General features: G+C 57.8%; 18 protein-coding genes. 8 read left to right on the top strand and 10 right to left on the bottom strand.

The annotated features are described in order from the left end of the window. Positions 1 to 8: 8 nt before the first annotated feature. Genes cyoE through V6936_RS13230 form a run of 4 tightly spaced genes read right to left on the bottom strand, consistent with a single transcriptional unit; the run spans position 9 to position 3332 of the window. On the bottom strand, positions 9 to 902 hold the full coding sequence (cyoE, locus tag V6936_RS13245) for a heme o synthase (RefSeq protein ID WP_059318100.1): 894 nt from the start codon (positions 900 to 902) through the stop codon (positions 9 to 11). Then, positions 841 to 1914 carry a COX15/CtaA family protein gene (locus V6936_RS13240; RefSeq protein ID WP_336579987.1) on the bottom strand — a complete coding sequence of 358 codons (1074 nt, stop codon included), beginning with the start codon at positions 1912 to 1914 and terminating at the stop codon, positions 841 to 843. The genes cyoE and V6936_RS13240 overlap by 62 nt, the downstream gene beginning before the upstream one ends. A gap of 4 nt (positions 1915 to 1918) precedes the next feature. Then, the gene (locus tag V6936_RS13235) at positions 1919 to 2548 is read right to left on the bottom strand and encodes an SCO family protein (protein ID WP_336579986.1); all 630 of its coding nucleotides are present in this window, start codon (positions 2546 to 2548) and stop codon (positions 1919 to 1921) included. 1 nt (position 2549) lies between these two features. After that, entirely contained in the window at positions 2550 to 3332 is a 783-nt protein-coding gene (locus V6936_RS13230; protein WP_336579985.1) for an SURF1 family protein, read from the bottom strand. Positions 3333 to 3360: 28 nt separating this feature from the next. Between V6936_RS13230 and V6936_RS13225 the strand changes: the two genes are divergently transcribed. After that, positions 3361 to 3567 carry a twin transmembrane helix small protein gene (locus V6936_RS13225; RefSeq protein ID WP_003805161.1) on the top strand — a complete coding sequence of 69 codons (207 nt, stop codon included), beginning with the start codon at positions 3361 to 3363 and terminating at the stop codon, positions 3565 to 3567. 44 nt (positions 3568 to 3611) lie between these two features. On the opposite strand, the gene V6936_RS13220 is transcribed toward V6936_RS13225, so the two are convergent. The 5 genes from V6936_RS13220 to coxB all read right to left on the bottom strand — a co-directional run bounded on the left by V6936_RS13220 (position 3612) and on the right by coxB (position 7738). Next, positions 3612 to 4487, bottom strand: coding sequence for a cytochrome c oxidase subunit 3 (locus V6936_RS13220; RefSeq protein WP_003805159.1), 876 nt, complete (start codon positions 4485 to 4487; stop codon positions 3612 to 3614). A 51-nt stretch (positions 4488 to 4538) separates the two neighbouring features. Beyond that, positions 4539 to 4763: a DUF2970 domain-containing protein gene (locus tag V6936_RS13215; RefSeq protein WP_003805158.1), complete on the bottom strand. Its 225-nt coding sequence runs from the start codon at positions 4761 to 4763 to the stop codon at positions 4539 to 4541. Between the two features lies 1 nt (position 4764). Next, positions 4765 to 4878, bottom strand: a complete 114-nt coding sequence (locus tag V6936_RS13210) for a cytochrome oxidase small assembly protein (RefSeq protein ID WP_219235321.1) — start codon at positions 4876 to 4878, stop codon at positions 4765 to 4767. A gap of 16 nt (positions 4879 to 4894) precedes the next feature. Continuing rightward, a complete protein-coding gene (ctaD, locus tag V6936_RS13205; protein ID WP_003805154.1) occupies positions 4895 to 6502 on the bottom strand; it encodes a cytochrome c oxidase subunit I in 1608 nt (535 codons plus the stop codon). Between the two features lie 75 nt (positions 6503 to 6577). Beyond that, entirely contained in the window at positions 6578 to 7738 is a 1161-nt protein-coding gene (coxB, locus tag V6936_RS13200; protein ID WP_301606100.1) for a cytochrome c oxidase subunit II, read from the bottom strand. A 275-nt stretch (positions 7739 to 8013) separates the two neighbouring features. Between coxB and V6936_RS13195 the strand changes: the two genes are divergently transcribed. From V6936_RS13195 to V6936_RS13180, 4 genes are all read left to right on the top strand, one after another. Beyond that, positions 8014 to 8841 (top strand): NUDIX hydrolase, encoded by an 828-nt coding sequence (locus V6936_RS13195; RefSeq protein WP_336579983.1) that lies wholly within the window; start codon positions 8014 to 8016, stop codon positions 8839 to 8841. 44 nt (positions 8842 to 8885) lie between these two features. After that, the gene (locus V6936_RS13190; RefSeq protein WP_336579982.1) at positions 8886 to 9767 is read left to right on the top strand and encodes a PhaM family polyhydroxyalkanoate granule multifunctional regulatory protein; all 882 of its coding nucleotides are present in this window, start codon (positions 8886 to 8888) and stop codon (positions 9765 to 9767) included. Positions 9768 to 9793: 26 nt separating this feature from the next. Next, a complete protein-coding gene (gene glmU / locus V6936_RS13185) occupies positions 9794 to 11164 on the top strand; it encodes a bifunctional UDP-N-acetylglucosamine diphosphorylase/glucosamine-1-phosphate N-acetyltransferase GlmU (protein ID WP_003805147.1) in 1371 nt (456 codons plus the stop codon). Positions 11165 to 11272: 108 nt separating this feature from the next. After that, entirely contained in the window at positions 11273 to 12394 is a 1122-nt protein-coding gene (locus V6936_RS13180) for a glycosyltransferase family 4 protein (protein WP_003805146.1), read from the top strand. Between the two features lie 166 nt (positions 12395 to 12560). Here the strand turns inward: V6936_RS13180 and V6936_RS13175 are convergent, their stop codons facing one another. Continuing rightward, positions 12561 to 13037 (bottom strand): Lrp/AsnC family transcriptional regulator, encoded by a 477-nt coding sequence (locus V6936_RS13175; protein WP_219235316.1) that lies wholly within the window; start codon positions 13035 to 13037, stop codon positions 12561 to 12563. Between the two features lie 201 nt (positions 13038 to 13238). Here V6936_RS13175 and glmS point away from each other — a divergent pair, with 201 nt between their 5' ends. The 3 genes from glmS to V6936_RS13160 all read left to right on the top strand — a co-directional run bounded on the left by glmS (position 13239) and on the right by V6936_RS13160 (position 18115). Continuing rightward, on the top strand, positions 13239 to 15065 hold the full coding sequence (gene glmS, locus V6936_RS13170) for a glutamine--fructose-6-phosphate transaminase (isomerizing) (RefSeq protein ID WP_131071052.1): 1827 nt from the start codon (positions 13239 to 13241) through the stop codon (positions 15063 to 15065). A 526-nt stretch (positions 15066 to 15591) separates the two neighbouring features. After that, positions 15592 to 15912, top strand: coding sequence for a DUF6616 family protein (locus tag V6936_RS13165; RefSeq protein ID WP_039944128.1), 321 nt, complete (start codon positions 15592 to 15594; stop codon positions 15910 to 15912). A 250-nt stretch (positions 15913 to 16162) separates the two neighbouring features. Beyond that, positions 16163 to 18115, top strand: coding sequence for a sigma-54-dependent Fis family transcriptional regulator (locus V6936_RS13160; protein ID WP_131071051.1), 1953 nt, complete (start codon positions 16163 to 16165; stop codon positions 18113 to 18115). Positions 18116 to 18258: the final 143 nt, after the last annotated feature.

Here is an 18258-nt window from a genome sequence, read left to right as displayed (position 1 = left end):
GCGGACGGTTAAATAAGCCGCACCCAATGATCTATCAGCAAGGCCCCAAACAGAACCGCCAGATAAATAATGGAGAAGCGGAACAGCTTGCGGGACAGTTCATCGCTGTAGTTGCGGTGCAGTTGATGGGCATATTGAATGAAACGTGCGCCCAGCACGATGGCAGCCACCAGATACAGCACGCCGCTCATGCGGATGACGAAGGGCAGCAGGCTGGAGGCCATCAGGATGTAGCTGTAGAGCAGCACATGCAGCGTCGTAAAAGTCTTGCCGTGGGTGACGGGCAGCATGGGCAGCCCCGAACGCTGGTAGTCGTGCTGGCGATACAAGGCCAATGCCCAGAAGTGGGGGGGCGTCCAGATGAAGATAATCAGCACCAGCAGCCAGGCTTCTGCCGGTACGGCGTTGGCAATCGCTGCCCACCCCAGAGCGGGGGGCATGGCACCGGACAAACCGCCGATCACGATGTTTTGTGGGGTCAGGGGTTTGAGGATCACGGTATAAATCACCGCGTAACCGATGAAGGTGGCCAAGGTCAGCCACATGGTCAGCGGATTCACCCAGTAATACAGCACCAGCATGCCTATGCCACCCAGCAAACCGGACATGGCTAGGACTTGAGGTGGGGTAATGGTGCCGCGGGCAGTACCGCGACGGGCAGTGCGCAGCATGCGGGCATCAATCTGGCTTTCGATCAGGCAGTTGATGGCAAAGGCGGCGGCAGCCAACATCCATATGCCCAGTGTGCCGGCTACGACTGTGCCGGGATCGGGCAGGCCGGGAGCAGCCAGAAACATGCCGATAACGGCACAGAAAACAGCCAACTGGGTGACGCGCGGTTTAGTCAGTACCAGATATTGGCGCAGGAGCGAGGCGGGAGCCAGGGTGGCGGTGTTTGTCATACTGTATTCCTTGGGGGACAGTCGACTTGCGGGAAAGCCGTACCAACAGGGTGACGCAGCATAAAACGAGACCGGCAGCTCCCCCATTATGCAGGACGGCAATCAAAAGAGGCCATTGAAAAAAGATCGTGGTTAACCCCGTGACGAGCTGGGCCAGCAAGAGCAACAGCACCCCGGTGGCGGGGCGACGCAAGACAGGATCGGCGCGCAATTTCCAGGCGACCGATCCCAGAACCAGAAAGACAAGAAAGGCCATATTGCGATGAACCCAGTGAATGGCAGTCAGTGCGGCCTGGGAAATCATTTCACCGGATGGCAGCTCGCCCAGCGCACGAAACAGTGAAAATCCGCCGTGCAGGTCCATGTCGGGAATCCATTGGCCGTGGCATTGCGGAAAGTCCATGCAGGCCAGTGCCGCGTAATTGGTGCTGACCCAGCCGCCCAGCCCAATCTGAATGGTCAGAAGGAGAAAGGCACCGATCAGCCAGGGTCGCCAACGACGGGTGGACGACAAGACAGGTGGGCCAGGATTCTCGCGGGCAGCCAGCCAGGTCATCAAGGCCAGTACGCTCATGCCGCCCAGCAAATGGGTGGTGACGATAAGGGGCATTAGCTTGTGGGTAACCGTCCAGGCGCCAAATGCTCCTTGCACGCACACCGCCAGCAAGGTGAACAGAGCCAGCCGGGCGGAGTGCCCCAGGGCGTGACGATGTCGCCAAGCCATCCAGACGATGGCAATAATCAGCATGCCCAAGGCCGCGCCCACATAACGGTGAATCATCTCGATCCACGCCTTGCCCCAGCTGACTGGGCCATAGGGCATGGCTTGATAAGCTTGTTCGATATGTGCACCTGCGCCCAGCGGCGTGAGCTTGCCATAGCAGCCAGGCCAGTCCGGGCAGCCCAGGCCGGAATCGGTCAGGCGCACAAAGGCGCCGAACATGATCAGGTCCAGGGTCAGGAACCAGGTCAGGTAGACCAGCTTGCGGTAGCGATGGCGGATATCGGTCATGCGTTTATCCGATGCGTGAATTGTTCAGCAGTTTGCGTATATCGGTACGAACCTTGAGTGGGTCGGCATCACCGGGAAAGGCCATCATCAGGTTGCCATTGGGGTCGATGATCCACATGCCGTTTTTGACGGCTTGCTCGGGGGCCTGGCCTGGGGCGCCAGGTGCCAGAAACGGGGCCAGTTGCTGTGGGTCGGCCCGCAGCATGTGGGTGCCTTTATAAGCCTCCAGAATTTGCTCGGAGGGTTGGCCGGAGTCGGTCACAAACCAGACGCGGGCCAGGCGATCCACGTTCTTGCCCTGGCTGGCGTGGGAGTTGCGCAGGATGAACAGCTTGCGCACGCAACTTTCGGGACAGGCGCTTTCATCGGCACTGACCAGCACCCAGCGGCCGCGCAGCGATTGCAGATCAAAGGCCTGACCATCCAGCGTCTGCAGCGGCAATAAGGCTTGCGCAGGCACGCTGCGTTGTGGCTCGATCAACTGACCATAGGCATTGCTTTCAGCGGGTCGCAGTCCCAAGGCCGGAATGTAATAGGCGGCCAGTGCAAACAGCACGGGTGCCAGGCTGACCGCCAGCAGCAGGTACAGCGGAATCAGGGAACGCGGGCGGGCAGGGGCTTGAGTCGTGTCCACGTCAGGTCTTCCTTGTAGAGGCGAAATGGGGCCTGGAGCGTCGCAGCCATTTCCACGCTACACCGATCCAGGCACACAGGGCAATCAGGGCAAAGCCGAACCATTGCAGGGCGTAGCCGCGGTTTTTCTCAAAATCGATATTGGGGTCGGGCCACTGGGTTTGCAGCGAGGAGGCGGGCGCGGTCTGGGCCAGTACACGCGGCAGCAACGGCACGTCAATGCGGCTGCGCAACTGCTCCAGGCTCAGGTTTTGCACGACAGGTGGTGTGCGCGACGAGGTGGGCAACTGCTCGGGCAGGGGGCTGTTGCCCAATTCGAACAGACGCGGCACTCGTTCCAGCAGTTCGCCGACAATGGTTTGGGAGCCAGTGGGGGCAGGTGGGACCTCGGGGGCTTGACCAGGTTCGCGCGGCAGCCATCCGCGTAGCACCAGCAGACTGGAGCCCGTCAGATCGCCTTCATCCAGTACAAAAGGAGTCGCCACCCAGTAGCCCGGCTTACCTTTGAAATTGCGATTATCCAGGAGTACAGTTAACTCACTGCGCCAGGAGCCGTGCACGGCGACCGACTGCCACAAAGCGCCTTTGTCCAGGCTGGCTTTGGAATCGATGTGCAAAGGGGGTTGCTGGCGGCCTTGAGCGATTTGTTGTGCCAGGTTTTGACGCTCCTGTGCGCGGCTCAATTGCCAGCGTCCCAGGTTCATGAACAGCAGCATCAGCAAACCCAGACAGAGCAGGGCAAGCAGGGGTCGAGTCGAAGAAGAACGAGAATTGTTGCTGGACATCCATTCAACCTGAAGCGGGGGAGACGTAATGCGTGTGCTAGTCCTGATCGTGTTTCTGGGGATTATTGTTTCGTTGGGGTCTGCCTTGGTGTACCTGATGCGGGACCGGGGCAATTCCAGTCGTATGGCTTATGCCCTGACCTGGCGTGTGGGTTTGTCCGTGGCCCTGTTCCTGTTTGTCTTGCTGGCCCATTATCTGGGCTGGATTGAAAGCACTGGCGTACCCTTGGCTTGAAAGAACAAACCAGGCCCGTACAGACAGGCCTGGTGCATGCATTGCTAGAACCAGTACACGTACAGATACAGACCCAGCCAGACCACGTCCACAAAGTGCCAGTACCAGGCGGCACCCTCAAAGCCAAAATGATGCTCGGCAGTAAAGTGACCGCGTATCAACCGTATCAGCATCACCGTTAGCATGGTGGCGCCGATAATCACGTGAAACCCGTGAAAGCCCGTCAACATGTAGAACAAGGCCCCGTAGGCGCCGGAGGTGAACTTCAGGTTCAGCTCAGCGTAGGCGTGCAGGTATTCGTATGCCTGGCAGGCCACAAACGCAACCCCTAGGGTAACGGTCATGAACAACCAGAAAATCGCGCTGCTGCGCTTGCTGGCACGCAAGGCATGATGAGCAATGGTCAGCGTTACGCCCGAGGTCAGCAGCAGGGTCGTGTTGATGGTGGGCAGCCACAGTGGGCCTACGGTCTGAAAGGGGGCAATGGTGCCTGCCGGGCCCTGGTTGGGCCAGGTGCCCGTGAAGTCGGGCCAGAGCAGGGCGCGGTGGTCCAGGTCACTTAACAGGGGGGTGGCAATTTCACGGGTATACCAAAGAGCCCCGAAAAAAGCCGCAAAAAACATGACTTCTGAAAAGATGAACCAAGACATGCTCCAGCGGTAGGAGACATCGACACGGGCACTGTTCAGGCCAGTTTCAGATTCGCGTATGGCATCACTGAACCAGAAATACAGGACCAGCAAGAAGCTGAGAATCCCGACCAGAAACACCCAGAAGCCACCTGGCCAGTCATTGATCCAGGTCGCCGCCCCCAGTAGTGTCAGGCACAGAGAAAGACTGGCGCGTACCGGATGTCCCGACAAGCCGGGGACGTAGTAATACGGCGCCTTGGACGGGTGAGCCGTAGTCTCGACATGCATAGTGTTCTCCTTCGGGTCAGGTGCCCGGGGGGCGCCGTCTTCGGCCAGGGTTCAGCTGGCCTGACCAATGAACCAGCGGGCCACCATAATCAGGCCCACAACGAAAACAACCGTGGCGATCAAGGCGGCAATAATCAGATAGACCGGATTGATCTTGGCAATGTCCTGTTCATGGTCGCGACCACGACGGACTCCAAAAAAACCCCAGGCAATGGCTTTCAAGGTCTGGAAAAAGCTGAGTTTGCGCCGTGTGAGGTCCCGAAAATCGTCATCCATATCACTGTCCTAAAAATTGACTGCCTTTCAGAAAGGTCCAGGCCATGATGGCAATGACGAACGCAGCCAGGAGCAGTCCCAGACGGCGGTTGCGACGGCGTTGTTCGGGAGTCATAGGGCGTTCCTCCGGCTCATTTGACGACAGGGGGGATTTCAAACGTGTGATGCGGTGCGGGCGAGGGAACGGTCCACTCCAGCCCCTCCGCGCCTTCCCAGGGCTTGGCACTGGCCGCTTCGCCTTTGCCGCGAGCTGCCTGAATCACGATGTAGATCAGCAGCAGTTGCGACAGCCCAAACCAGAAGGCGCCAATGGTGGCAATCTGGTGAAAGTCCGTGAATTGGCCAGCGTAGTCCACATAACGACGCGGCATGCCCGCCAGACCCAGAAAATGCATGGGAAAGAAGGTCACGTTGAACGAGATCATGGTGGACCAGAAATGAATCTTGCCCAGGCGTTCGTTGTACATGCGGCCCGTCCACTTGGGCAGCCAGTAGTAGGCGCCGCCAAACAAGGCAAACAGCGATCCGGCAACCAGCACATAGTGAAAATGTGCCACTACGTAATAGGTGTCGTGGACCGCAATATCAATCGGCGCCACGGCCAGGATCAGGCCTGTAAAACCGCCAATCGTGAACACGAAGATAAAGCCGATGGCAAACAGCATGGGCGTTTCAAAGGACAGCGAGCCACGCCACATGGTAGCCACCCAGTTAAAGATCTTCACTCCGGTAGGGATGGAGATCAACATAGTGGCGTACATGAAATACAGTTGCCCGGTCACGGGCATTCCGGTGGTGAACATGTGGTGAGCCCACACCAGGAACGACAAGATGGCGATGGCGGCCGTGGCATACACCATGGAGGCATAGCCGAACAAGGGTTTGCGCGAGAAGGCTGGAACAATGGCCGACACAATCCCGAAGGCCGGCAAGATCATGATGTAGACCTCGGGGTGGCCAAAGAACCAGAAGATGTGCTGGTAAAGAACCGGGTCGCCGCCGCCGGCCGCGTTAAAGAAATGGGTGCCAAAGTGGCGATCGGTCAGCAGCATGGTCACGGCTGCGGCCAGTACGGGCATGACGGCAATCAGCAGATAAGCGGTAATTAGCCAGGTCCAGCAAAACAGCGGCATTTTCATCAGGGTCATGCCGGGGGCGCGCATGTTCAGGACCGTCACCACAATATTGATGGCCCCCATGATGGACGATGCCCCCAGAATGTGGACTGCAAAAATGGTGAAGTCCATGCCTGGACCCATTTGCAAGGACAGGGGGGCATACATGGTCCAGCCGCCGGCCGGGGCGCCGCCAGGTACAAAGAATGAAGCAGTGAACAGGATCGCGCCGACTGGCAAAAGCCAGAAGCTGAAGTTGTTCATGCGGGCAAAGGCCATATCCGAAGCACCAATTTGCAGCGGAATCATCCAGTTGGCAAAGCCCACAAAGGCCGGCATGATCGCGCCGAAAATCATGATCAGGCCGTGCATGGTGGTGAACTGATTGAACAGCTCGGGCCGGAAAAACTGGAGACCGGGCTGAAATAGTTCGGTCCGCAGCAGCAGAGCCAGCACGCCGCCTTCGAGCAACATCACAAACGAGAAGATCAGGTACATGGTCCCGATGTCTTTGTGGTTGGTGGCGAATAACCAGCGACGCCAGCCGCTAGGGGTGGCATGGGCATGATGGTGATCCTCATGTCCGCTCGGGTTCGCTACATGGTCGACGGTGACGCTACTCATGCTTGACTCCTTGCTGCACTCCCCCTGGCCGTAGTCAGGGATAGATTGATGGTGTGATGGGCGACGGGCGCTAAATCAGCGCTGTGCCTTGACGTCGGCGGGCGTGACGACAGGGTCCGGTCCTTTGTCTGCGTTGCCCCAGGCGTTGCGTGTGTAGGTGATGACCGCGGCAATCTGCACATCATTGAGCTGATCGCGAAAGGCAGCCATGGCCGTGCCGGGATGGCCATTGAGCACGGTGTCTATCTGACCTTTCATGGGAGCGAGCACAAACTTCGTGTTGCCCTCCAACGCCGGGAAGGTGCCGGGTACGCCTTTGCCATTGGCCTGGTGACACGCGACGCAGTTTTGCGCAAAGACTTGTTGACCACGTTCGATCAGCTCGTCTTTGCTCCAGTCCTTGTTGGGGTCATCGGCCTGGGCGGTGAGCAGGTCGGTCTGCTCTTTGGCCCACCGGTTGTAATCATCCTGCTCCATCACTTGCACGACGATGGGCATATAGGCGTGGTCCTTGCCGCACAGCTCGGCACATTGGCCACGGTAAATACCCACCTTGTCTGCACGGAACCAGGTATCACGCAAAAAGCCGGGAATGGCGTCTTGCTTGACACCGAATTCGGGCACCATCCACGAGTGAATGACGTCTTCTGCGGTCAGCATGACACGCACTTTCTTGTTCACAGGAACGACCAGGGGCTTGTCTACTTCCATCAAATAGTTGGGCCCGATGGGCTCGCGTCCTTCGATCTGGGCACGGGGGGTGGACAGGTTGGACAGGTATTTGACGCCGCTGGCTGGGCCGTCCAGATATTCGTAGCCCCATTTCCACTGATAGCCGGTGACCTTGACGGTCAGATCCGCACTGCTGGTGTCTTTCATGGCCACCACGGTTTTGGTGGCGGGCAGGGCCATGCCGATCACAATCAAAAAGGGAATGACTGTCCAGGCAACCTCGACACCCAGATGCTCGTGAAAGCGTGCCGCAATGGCGCCCTTGGACTTGCGGTGCCGGATGATGGAGTAGAACATCACGCCGAACACGCCAATGAAGATGATGGTACAGATAATCAGCATCATCCAGTGCAGCCAGGCGATGTCCTGGGCTATGGGGGTGACCCCATTGGGCAAATTGAGCTGATTGACACGGGGTCCACCTTCCATATTGGTGGTCTGAGCCAGGCTAGGACCTGCCATCGAACAGGCGGTCAGAGCAAATAAACTTCTCCACATCTTCATTGTTGTCCCTCTTTTGGTGTTGCCATGCCAAACCGGGGTTCGGCTGCGTCAACGCTCCGAAAAATCCAACGCTGGAAGAAACTGCGGTGTTGCAGTGGCGGGCTTGTAGCAGCTAAGTGCTGGCCCGCTCGAAGTTTTTAGTCGCTTATCTGTTCACGGAAATTATATAGAACTTGCTTTAGCCTTCAAGGGCAGGGTATGTCCCTAGAAGACAAGGTTGGACTAAACGCTACAAAAGCCGTAATGGGTCAAGGCTTGAATTACAATCGCCGACTATGACTTTGTTCCAAAACCGATCGCTTACTCAGGCCCTGCGACAGCGCATGCTCAGCCTGACCAGTCAGCTGCAACAACTGCCCCCGCCGGGCAGCCGCCCAGTCACGGTTGACGGGCGTGTTGCCGGCTGGATCACGCCCAAGGCCGCCCATTGCATCGAGCCCCTGCCGGGGGTGACGATTGAAGAGGATGTCTTGCGTCTGAGCGATTGCCCGAGCCAGGACCTGAGCCTGGCTCAGGTCCTGGATCAGGTTGCCTTGCGTTTGCAGGAAGGCGGCTGCATCCGGGCCTGGCGTGATGAGCTGCTGGATGTGGTCGGTGAAGGGCAATGCCTGTCCCGTATTGAGCGTGGTGCGGTGCGGCCCTTGGGGTTTCTCACGCAGGCAGTGCATTTGAATGGCTGGTCCACGGATGGCCGTATCTGGGCCGCGCGCCGTTCCCCAACCAAATCCACAGACCCGAACATGTGGGATACGCTGGTGGGCGGACTGGCGGTCAGTGGAGAGTCGCTGCAGTCATCCCTGATTCGTGAAAGCTACGAAGAGGCTGGTTTGCCAGAGTCGGTGCTGGCCCATAGCAGCCCTTTGCGTGTGTCCTTGCGCATGCACCGTCGGCTGCCTGAAGGCTATCAGGTGGAAAATGCCCTGGTCAGTGACTGCGTGCTGGCTGACGAGGTACGGCCCTGCAATATGGACGGCGAGGTTAGTGAATTTCGCTTATTGACGCTGGATGAAGCCTGGCAAATGATAGAAGCAGACATGTTCACCCTGGAAGCGCAAGTGGTGCTGATTGACAGCATCAAGCAGCATCTGGAACAGCTGGCCTGAGCCTGGGATACGCCGGGCAGCCATCAACCCCATGGGAGCTAAGCATGAACCCGAATCCTTTTGGTATACCTGATTTCAATGCCCTGGGCGGCAGCAACAACCCCTTGCTACGTAGCATGGACATGATGGCCCAAGCCTGGAAAAACATGGCAGGCGGTGGGGCAGGTGACGTGAGCTCTGGCATGATGCCGAGTCTGTCCCCCGATGATCTGGACCGCCGCATTCGTGACTTGCGTGCCGTGGAAAGCTGGTTGCAGTTAAACCTGTCCATGTTGAGCACCACCATTCAGGGCCTGGAGATTCAGCGCTCCACCCTGGCGGCCATCAAGACCATGGCCCAGCAAGGGACGCAGGCGGCTGGCGGGAAAAATCCCTTTGAGGCCTTCATGGCTTTTAATCCTCTGGCTGCGGGAGCGGCGGGAGTAGCGAGCAGTGTGGCAGAGGCCAAGGCGCAGGCCTGCCCACCTGAGACTGGTTCGCACACGGCGGCGCAGCCTGCATCCATGCCGTCACCGTCCTCGCCGCCCCAGTCTGAAGCGGCTGCCAGCCAGAACAGCCCCGGCGAGAAACAGCCTGGCGCTCAGCAGGACGCCGACGCAGGTGCAGGCAATCCCGCTGCCCAAGCCTGGTGGAACATGTTGCAACAGCAGTTTGATGCCATGGCCACGGCTACCGCTGCCTCGATGCAGCAGGTGGAAAACTATCGTCAGCAGGCAAGCAAGGCTAAAGCGGCTGGTTCGTCAAAGCCCGCTAAACCGGCGGCTGCCAATGCCCATACTTCTGCCAAAACCAGTGCTCCGGCCGCGGCCAGGACCGTAAAACCGTCCGCGAAAGCAGCCACTAAAAGCGCGGCCAAGGTGGCCACCAAAACGGCGGCTAAAAGAACCGCCACGCGCAGCACTACACGCAGTACCAAAAAGAACTGATCGACCAACCTAGTAGGTAAATTTTTATGCTTAATATCGTGATTCTGGCAGCAGGCATGGGCAAGCGTATGCAGTCTGACCTGCCCAAAGTACTGCATCCTATCGCCGGCAAATCCATGCTGGCCCACGTGCTCGACAGCGCACGTGAACTGGAGCCGGAAAAAGTTGTGGTCGTGGTAGGTCATGGCGCCGAGCGCGTTCAGCAAACCTTCGCCCAGGCCGAGCTGGCCTTTGCCCTGCAGCAACCCCAGCACGGTACGGGCCATGCGGTGCAACAGGCTGTGCCGGAGCTGGTCGGTGGCGATAAGGACGATGATGCCACTCTGGTGCTATACGGCGACGTCCCTCTGGTTCAGGCCGACACCTTGCGCCGCTTGCTGCAGGCACGTGGCCAAGGCGTGGCCGTGTTGACTGAAACACTGGCCGATTCCACCGGCTACGGTCGCATCATTCGGGGTGCGGACGGTTCCGTGCAGCGTATTGTGGAACACAAGGATGCCAATGAAGCTGAACGTGCCGTAAAAGAAGTGAATACCGGTATTCTGGTTGCTCCTACGGCCCGTCTGAAAGACTGGTTGACCCGTATTACGAATGATAACGCTCAGGGCGAGTATTACCTGACCGACATCATCGCCTTGGCGGTGGCCGATGGCGTGTCGGTGCAGGCGGCCCAGCCGGCGGCTGGGTGGGAAACCCTGGGGGTGAACAGCCGTATTCAACAAGCCGAACTGGAACGCTTGTGGCAAGCCGAGCAGGCTCGTCGCTTGCTGGAAAAAGGCGTGACACTGGCTGACCCGGCTCGCTTCGATGTGCGCGGCACCCTGGAATGCGGTCGTGATGTGTTCATTGATGTGGGTTGCGTGTTTGAAGGCAAGGTTGTGCTGCAGGATGGCGTGCGCGTGGGCCCGCACAGCGTGCTGCGTGACGTGACTATCGGCGCCGGTACCCAGATCGAGGCCTTCAGCCATCTGCAGCAAGCCCAGGTAGGCGAAGACGCCCGTATCGGCCCTTACGCCCGCCTGCGTCCTGGTGCTGTTCTGGCCAATCGCACCCACGTGGGCAACTTCGTGGAAATCAAGAACACCCAGCTGGGCGAGGGCTCCAAGGCCAATCATCTGGCCTATATCGGTGATGCCGATGTGGGCCAGCGCGTGAACATTGGTGCAGGCACCATCACCTGCAATTACGACGGCGTGAACAAATTCCGTACCGTGATTGGTGACGATGCCTTCATCGGTTCGGATACGCAGTTGGTGGCTCCGGTGACCGTAGGCCGAGGCGCAACAATTGGCGCGGGTACGACCCTGGTGCGCAATGCACCGGATGATCAGCTGACCTTGTCGCGTTCGGAACAGCGCAGCGTGTCCGGCTGGAAGCGCCCCGTTCGTAAGTCCTGATGGGTGTCAGCCCATCTTTGACCTCCCTGGCTTTGCCTGACAAGGGCAGGGAGGCAAGGCGTACGTCGGGCATACCCGACTCCAACGGATTGACCCTGGATCAATGCCATGCGCATTTTGCAGCTTAATTTCGAGCGCGGTTGGCGCGGTGGCGAACGGCAAACCTTGCTGAGCGTCCAGCAGATGCAGCAGGCAGGCCATCAGGTCAGCCTCTTGGCCCGGCGCGGTGAAGCACTGGCTGCTCGGGCCAAGGAACAGGGGTTGAGTGTGGTGGAATGCGCCTCTGTGGGTGCCGCGCTGCGCTATCTGCTGGTGCATGGACGTGGTTTTGACATCGTCCATTCCCAAACCGCGTCCTGCATGAGCTGGTTGGCCTTATTGCATTTCTGGCTGCCCAAGCGGCTTGTTTTTACACGGCGCACGGCTTTTCCCGTTGACCGCAAACGTATCGAACAACGTAGTGGTGGGCGACAGTCAAGCAGTCCCTTGAGCGTGAAAGAGCGCCGGACGCGCTGGAAATGGCGCAAGGCGGACCGGCTGGTTGCCATCAGCCAGGCAGCGGCGGCAGAGCCGCGACGTCTGGGTTTGTCTGTCGAGGTGATTCCCAGCGCCATTGAGTATGTGGCGTCGGATGAGGCCTATGTGAACCACTTGCGTCAGCGCTGGAACCCAAATGGACTGCGTGTTCTGGGGACGATGGCTGCATTGTCGGCCGAGAAGGACCCCTTGACTCTGATTCGGGCGGTTCACGCCCTGTCTCAGCGTCGCCAGGACTTTGTGTTTCTGCATTTTGGTGCGCCCGGCTCCGAGTCCGCGGCGGCACAGGATTTGATTGCGCAATTAGGTCTGGAGTCTTGCTATAAGCTGAGCGGTTTTGAAGCCCGCCCCGAACAGGCTTACCGTCTGATGGATGGCTTTGTCCTCAGTTCCCGGCATGAAGCGCTCGGGTCCAGTGTGCTGGATGCGTTCGTGTATGGCGTGCCGGTCACTGCCACGATGGCGGGCGGCTTGACGGAGTTGCTGGGTAATGGACGTGGGAAGTTATGTGCGGTCGGGGACGCACAGGCTATTGCTCAGGCTTTGGATGACACCTTGAGCAATCCGGCAGCAGCGCGTCAACAAGCCGCGCTGGCGCAACGCTGGGTGCAGCAGGAGCATGACCCTGCCGTTATGGTGCAGCGTTATTTGCGTTTGTATCAACAACTGGTACTGCAACGTGTGCAAACCTGAGCGCGGCTGATTCACGCGGTTTTTGCGCGTTCCACACGCTGCGCTTGTGCGGGTCCTGACGCGTGTTTTAATACCTGCCATCGCCATCGCCATCGCCATCGCCATCGCCCGCCGTTCGTATCTTATTCACGGCTGGTGGCGTTTCGGCTCTAAAACTTGGTCTGGCTCAGATTTTGGGTGCAGGCAACGGTACACGTGTTTCGAATTTGGCCTGATGAATGGAAAAAAAACTGCGGATATTACGTATGTTCGCCTGGCTGGTGAACAGGGCATGAGCCAGCTTGTGATAGGCCGTCATATCGCTGACTTGCAAAATCACAATGAAATCCACCCCGGTTGAGACGCGATAGCACTGCGTCACCGCCGCTTCGGGGGCCATCAGGCGCTCGAACTGCTGCAAATATTCTTCACCCTGACGGTCCAGCGTAATCTCCACAATCGCCGTCAAACTGGAGCCCAGTTGCTCCGCGTCCAGCAAGGCGACCTGCCTGCGAATCACCCCTTGTTCACTTAAACGACGCACTCGCCGCAAACAGGTTGGGGGAGAGGCATGCACGAGCAAAGCCAGTTCCTGATTGCTGATGGAAGCATCATTTTGCAGCTGCTCCAGAATGCGTAAATCCAGCTCGTCTAGTTCAATCATGACAATGTTTATCTAATCGTATTGAAATAAAATTCCATAAAATCAGAATTTTTATTTATTTATTTTGTTTTTATTATTAAGTGAAATTTTAATTCATTTCAAAAGAAAAATAGACATAAAATTTTTTGTGTTTCAGATCAGAATAAGCAGATTGCATTGATTAGTCGGCCGACCGAAAGGGGCCATGAACAGGAGTTGGCTATGTGTGGAATTGTTGGCGCTGTGGCGCAACGCGATATTGTTCCCGTGCTGCTGGAAGGTCTGAAACGTCTGGAGTACCGGGGCTACGATTCTTGTGGCGTTGCTGTTCATGCGCAGGGCCAGTTGTTGCGGGCGCGCAGTACTCAGCGCGTGGCCGAGCTGCAAGAACAGGTTAAGGCAGACCATCTGCAAGGCTTTACCGGCATTGCTCATACCCGTTGGGCAACCCATGGCGCGCCGGCTACTCATAATGCACACCCGCATTTTTCGGGCAAAGGTAAGGCCCGCATTGCGCTGGTGCATAACGGCATCATTGAAAACCACGACGAGCTGCGCGCCGAGCTGCAAGCCATAGGCTATGTGTTCGAGAGCCAGACCGACACCGAAGTGATCGCTCACCTGATTGACCACCTGTACAACGGTGATCTGTTCGAGGCTGTGCAGCAGGTTATTCGCCGTTTGACCGGCGCTTATGCGATTGCGGTGTTCTGTCAGGATGAACCGCACCGTGTGGTGGGCGCGCGCCACGGCTCGCCCCTGGTGGTGGGTGTGGATCAGAACGAGAACTTTCTGGCCTCGGATGCGCTGGCACTGGCCGGAACGACCGATCAGATCATTTATCTGGAAGACGGTGACGTGATTGATCTGCAAATCAGTAAAGTATGGATCATGGACAAGGAGGGGCGCTCTGTAGACCGTCCCGTCCACACCGTTCATTTGCACACCGCTGCGGCTGAATTGGGCCCCTATCGTCACTTTATGCAAAAGGAGATCTTTGAGCAGCCCCGCGCGGTGGGTGACACCTTGCAAGATATCGAAAGCGTCACCCCCGAGCTGTTCGGCGATCAGGCCTACAAGGTGTTCCAGGACATTGACAATGTGCTGATTCTGGCTTGTGGCACCAGCTACTATGCTGGTCTGACTGCTCGTTACTGGATCGAATCGCTGGCCAAAATCCCCGTCAACGTGGAAATTGCCAGCGAATACCGCTACCGCGACAGCGTTCCTAATCCCCGCACGCTGGTCGTGACTATTTCCCAGTCCGGCGAAACGGCTGACACGCTGGCTGCCTTGAAGCATGCCCGCAGTCTGGGCATGGAGCAGACCTTGACCATCTGCAACGTCGCCACCAGTGCCATGGTGCGCGAGTGCAAGCTGTCCTATATCACTCGTGCTGGTGTTGAAATTGGCGTGGCTTCCACCAAAGCCTTTACGACTCAGCTGACGGCCTTGTTTCTGTTGACCATCGCACTGGCGCAGGTCAAGGGCCACCTGAATCAGGAGCAGGAAGGCGACTACCTGAAAGCCTTGCGTCACTTGCCTACCGCTATCGCGGCCGTGCTGGCTCTGGAGCCGCAAATCATGGCCTGGGCGGACCGTTTTGCCAGCAAGGAAAACGCCTTGTTCCTGGGCCGTGGCATGCATTACCCCATCGCCATGGAAGGTGCGCTGAAGCTGAAAGAAATCAGCTACATCCACGCTGAAGGCTATCCGGCCGGTGAACTGAAACATGGCCCGCTGGCCCTGGTCACCGAAGCCATGCCCGTGGTCACTATCGCTCCACGCGATGAGTTGCTGGAAAAGCTGAAATCCAATATTGAAGAAGTCCATGCTCGTGGGGGTGAGCTGTATGTGTTTGCCGACGCCGATACCCGTATCGGCAGCAGTGAACGTGTGCATGTAATCCGTATGCCAGAGCACTACGGCAAACTGTCCCCTATCCTGCACACCGTGACCCTGCAATTGCTGGCCTATCACACGGCTTGCTCGCGCGGCACGGACGTGGATAAGCCACGGAATCTAGCCAAGAGTGTGACCGTCGAATAAACCTTGATTCAAGGTGCCAAAAATGAAGAGCCGCTGCGGCGGCTCTTTTGGTATTTCGTTTCGGATGGCCGTTTGTGGTCGGTTTTTATCGAGAAACATGCCTCATGAGTGAGAGTAGGCTTTACCGCTAAGCCGCTGTAAATAATGGATCTGGCTCTGCCCCCTGACAACAGGGTCTATATCCCAGCAGAACATACCTTGCACGTGTTCCGGAAGGATGTGAGTCACGGCAAAGTCAAAAAGATCAAACAGTGTCTGGGACGTATCTCGTTTACAAGGAATGCACGGGGGAAGCTGTAAGGTGTCGTACAGGCTGACAAGGTGAGACTCAAGGCCCGGATTTGGCGTAAAGCTGAATTCGGGCTTTTTCACAGCTTTGAATTGCTTGCGGGATTTATAATCAAACTACAAGATTAGTAATCTAACTAAATGGTTGGCGCTCAGAGTTACGAGCGTGAAAAGTCTTTGCCCCGGATGCGTGTGCAGGTGCTGATGCTGGGGTGGTAATGCATCCGCGTCGTGTTGTCTGCTCAGCTTAGCGAGCAGGTCTTGGAAAGCGATGTCTGGGCAGCAGCGCCAACACTTTCTGGCCGGGCTGCAAGAGGCAATGGCTGGTTTATCCAGCCAGGGTATTGAGGTTCTGACCCTGAGCGTTACGGAGCCTCATATCGATCAAGCCAGCAGCCATCACTTTATGGGTGTGTGGCGCTTCCCGGATCAGCGGGCTTGCCAGGCTCTGCTGGCGGGTATCCAAGCCAGCGGTTGGTATGAGTACTTCGATCACATAAACGCGGCGGGCGCGCAGGGTGAGTTTGCTCAACACCTGCTTGATCTGGCGAATGTTTGATGGAGTGGTAGGGCACGAGTTGCTTGTTTTTCCGGCTCTCGGTGCCGGCTATCTATGTGGTGTAGGCATGGAGCCTGGTTACGAGCCCATGCCACTGATGGCTTGATCGGGAAAGAAAGGAAGGCAATCACTTCATTTGCTGCACCGCATCTCAAGGAAAACCTCCATGTACGGCAGCTAAGCATGGCGGCACACTGGAAGAGAGGCCGCGCCCGCCCGGGGGTGGTCTGTTTTCGGGATGAGCGCAACTATGCAGTCTTCACATGTGGCACACGTCCAAGAGATCACGGCTGTTTGGCAGGGCAGCCTGTCCCGGCGCGATCAGGCTGTGGTCCATAGCTGGCGGCGGTGTATTGAGCATCACAGGCTGGACCCGGCACAGGCTTGCGAGGCCTATATCGTGCCCGATTCCCAGCTGCGTGAGCACCGTCAACAGTCCGAAGCCCTGATCAATATTGCGCGCTCCGGGCTGGAGCGTCTTTATCAACAGGTGTCCGGGCTCAATTACGTACTGCTGTTGTCCGATAACAAGGGCGTTACGGTGGATTTTCTGGGTTCGGAAGGCCAGCGCGATGCCTTGCGGCAGGCCGGCCTGTATATGGGCTCGGAATGGTCTGAAGAGCGTGCGGGAACGTGCGCGGTGGGCACTTGCCTGCACACGGGCGAGGCCCTGACCATTCATCAAAATGATCATTTCGATCATATGCATGCGCCTTTATCCTGCACGGCGGCGCCTATCTATCACTATGACGGCAAGCTGGCCGCAGTACTGGATTTGTCCTTGTTGCAGTCGCCGGAGGCCAAGGCCAGCCAGGGCTTGGCCCTGCACCTTGCCAATGCGGCGACCCGTCGTATTGAATTGGCTAATTTGATGGCCTGCCACCGTCAGGAATGGATTCTATGTTTGTCGCAGTCGCCGGAGTTTCTGGATATTGATCCGGAAGCGGCTATTGCGATTGATGGCTCTGGCCGTATCAAGGGCATGACGCATACGGGTGCCCGAATTCTGGCGCGGGCAGCGGGGGTGGACTGGCGTAATCCTGCGGATTTGCTGGGGCAGAGTTTGATGCGCTTTCTGCATCTGGAAGTGGATCAGTTACCGACCTTGATGCGCTATCGCCCCACGCAGGAGCGAGTCGTCATGGCCCGGGATGGGAGTGTGCTGTTTGCCCATGCCATTGAGCCCAGACGTGTATTGAACAATCGGTCTGTGGGGATGGATGGGGCAGCCGTGGATGCGGCCTTGCCACAGGGATTGCGAGGCTTGGCAGGCACGGATGCGGCCATGCAGTCCATGCTGCTGAAAGCCGCCCGTTTGGCAACGCGGGAAATGCCGGTACTGTTGCAGGGCGAGACGGGTTCGGGCAAAGAATATCTGGCCCGTGCGATTCACACGGCTAGTGGTCGTCGCGGGAGTTTTGTGGCCGTCAATTGTGCGGCCTTGCCCGAGAGTCTGATTGAAAGCGAATTGTTCGGCTATTTAGCTGGCACGTATACCGGCGGTGCTGCACGAGGTCGCACGGGTTTGATCGAGGCGGCTGATGGCGGCACTCTATTCCTGGACGAGATTGGCGACATGCCGCTGGCTTTGCAAAGTCGTTTGCTGCGAGTGCTGGCCGAGTCCGAGGTCATGCCCTTGGGCGCACGCACAAGCAAGCGCGTGGACCTGCGCGTGATTTCAGCCAGCCACCATGATTTAAGCGCCCTGGTAGAGCAAGGCCGCTTCCGTGCGGATTTGCTGTATCGCTTGAATGCGGCGGTGTTGACCCTGCCTGCCTTGCGTCATCGCAGTGATCTGGAGTGGCTGGTGCAGCAGATATTGCATCGGCGTAACAAGGGCGATGTACCCGGCTTGTCTCCCGAGGCCTGGCAAGCGTTGCAAGCGTATGAGTGGCCAGGTAATTTGCGCGAACTGGACAATGCGCTGGTGCTGGCACTGGCCTTGGCGGAAGGTTCCTGCATTGAGGTACAGGATTTACCAGAGGCGTTGCGCGAGCGGCGTCTGGCCACATCTACAAGTAGCCCGACGTCAGTTATCTGCGCCGGGGAACCCTCCTGGCGGCAGGTTTTGCAGGCCTGCGACGGTAATGTCAGTGCGGCAGCGCGGCAGCTTGGAATTAGCCGGTCCACCTTGCATCGTTATATCAAACGAGCAGGTCTGACTCAGCAAGACTCGGCCCCTGACACAGGCTGCGACACCTGATGCACCACCTGTGTCACCACTGGCACAGTTTCACCGCTTTAAAACAAGCGATACCCCTTTAAAACAAGCCGTTCCCGGTTTGGCACGGTGTTTGCTATGTACTCCATAGCTGGGCAGCAAAAGCCCGGCGCACCATTAAAACG

This window comes from Alcaligenes sp. CHO6, from assembly GCF_037120595.1.
GTDB classification, from domain to species: Bacteria; Pseudomonadota; Gammaproteobacteria; order Burkholderiales; family Burkholderiaceae_B; genus Alcaligenes; species Alcaligenes ammonioxydans.
This window is presented reverse-complemented; position numbering and strand designations above follow the sequence as displayed.

What these genes read in the sequence shown, in the direction of transcription:
- V6936_RS13180 (WP_003805146.1), top strand. Translation starts at nt 11,273, where the DNA reads ATGCGCATTTTGCAGCTTAATTTCGAGCGCGGTTGGCGCGGTGGCGAA.
- ctaD (WP_003805154.1), bottom strand. Translation starts at nt 6,502, where the DNA reads ATGAGTAGCGTCACCGTCGACCATGTAGCGAACCCGAGCGGACATGAG.
- V6936_RS13210 (WP_219235321.1), bottom strand. Translation starts at nt 4,878, where the DNA reads ATGACTCCCGAACAACGCCGTCGCAACCGCCGTCTGGGACTGCTCCTG.
- V6936_RS13225 (WP_003805161.1), top strand. Translation starts at nt 3,361, where the DNA reads ATGCGTGTGCTAGTCCTGATCGTGTTTCTGGGGATTATTGTTTCGTTG.
- V6936_RS13190 (WP_336579982.1), top strand. Translation starts at nt 8,886, where the DNA reads ATGAACCCGAATCCTTTTGGTATACCTGATTTCAATGCCCTGGGCGGC.
- coxB (WP_301606100.1), bottom strand. Translation starts at nt 7,738, where the DNA reads ATGAAGATGTGGAGAAGTTTATTTGCTCTGACCGCCTGTTCGATGGCA.
- V6936_RS13220 (WP_003805159.1), bottom strand. Translation starts at nt 4,487, where the DNA reads ATGCATGTCGAGACTACGGCTCACCCGTCCAAGGCGCCGTATTACTAC.
- cyoE (WP_059318100.1), bottom strand. Translation starts at nt 902, where the DNA reads ATGACAAACACCGCCACCCTGGCTCCCGCCTCGCTCCTGCGCCAATAT.
- V6936_RS13195 (WP_336579983.1), top strand. Translation starts at nt 8,014, where the DNA reads ATGACTTTGTTCCAAAACCGATCGCTTACTCAGGCCCTGCGACAGCGC.
- glmU (WP_003805147.1), top strand. Translation starts at nt 9,794, where the DNA reads ATGCTTAATATCGTGATTCTGGCAGCAGGCATGGGCAAGCGTATGCAG.
- V6936_RS13240 (WP_336579987.1), bottom strand. Translation starts at nt 1,914, where the DNA reads ATGACCGATATCCGCCATCGCTACCGCAAGCTGGTCTACCTGACCTGG.
- glmS (WP_131071052.1), top strand. Translation starts at nt 13,239, where the DNA reads ATGTGTGGAATTGTTGGCGCTGTGGCGCAACGCGATATTGTTCCCGTG.
- V6936_RS13160 (WP_131071051.1), top strand. Translation starts at nt 16,163, where the DNA reads ATGCAGTCTTCACATGTGGCACACGTCCAAGAGATCACGGCTGTTTGG.
- V6936_RS13175 (WP_219235316.1), bottom strand. Translation starts at nt 13,037, where the DNA reads ATGATTGAACTAGACGAGCTGGATTTACGCATTCTGGAGCAGCTGCAA.
- V6936_RS13230 (WP_336579985.1), bottom strand. Translation starts at nt 3,332, where the DNA reads ATGTCCAGCAACAATTCTCGTTCTTCTTCGACTCGACCCCTGCTTGCC.
- V6936_RS13215 (WP_003805158.1), bottom strand. Translation starts at nt 4,763, where the DNA reads ATGGATGACGATTTTCGGGACCTCACACGGCGCAAACTCAGCTTTTTC.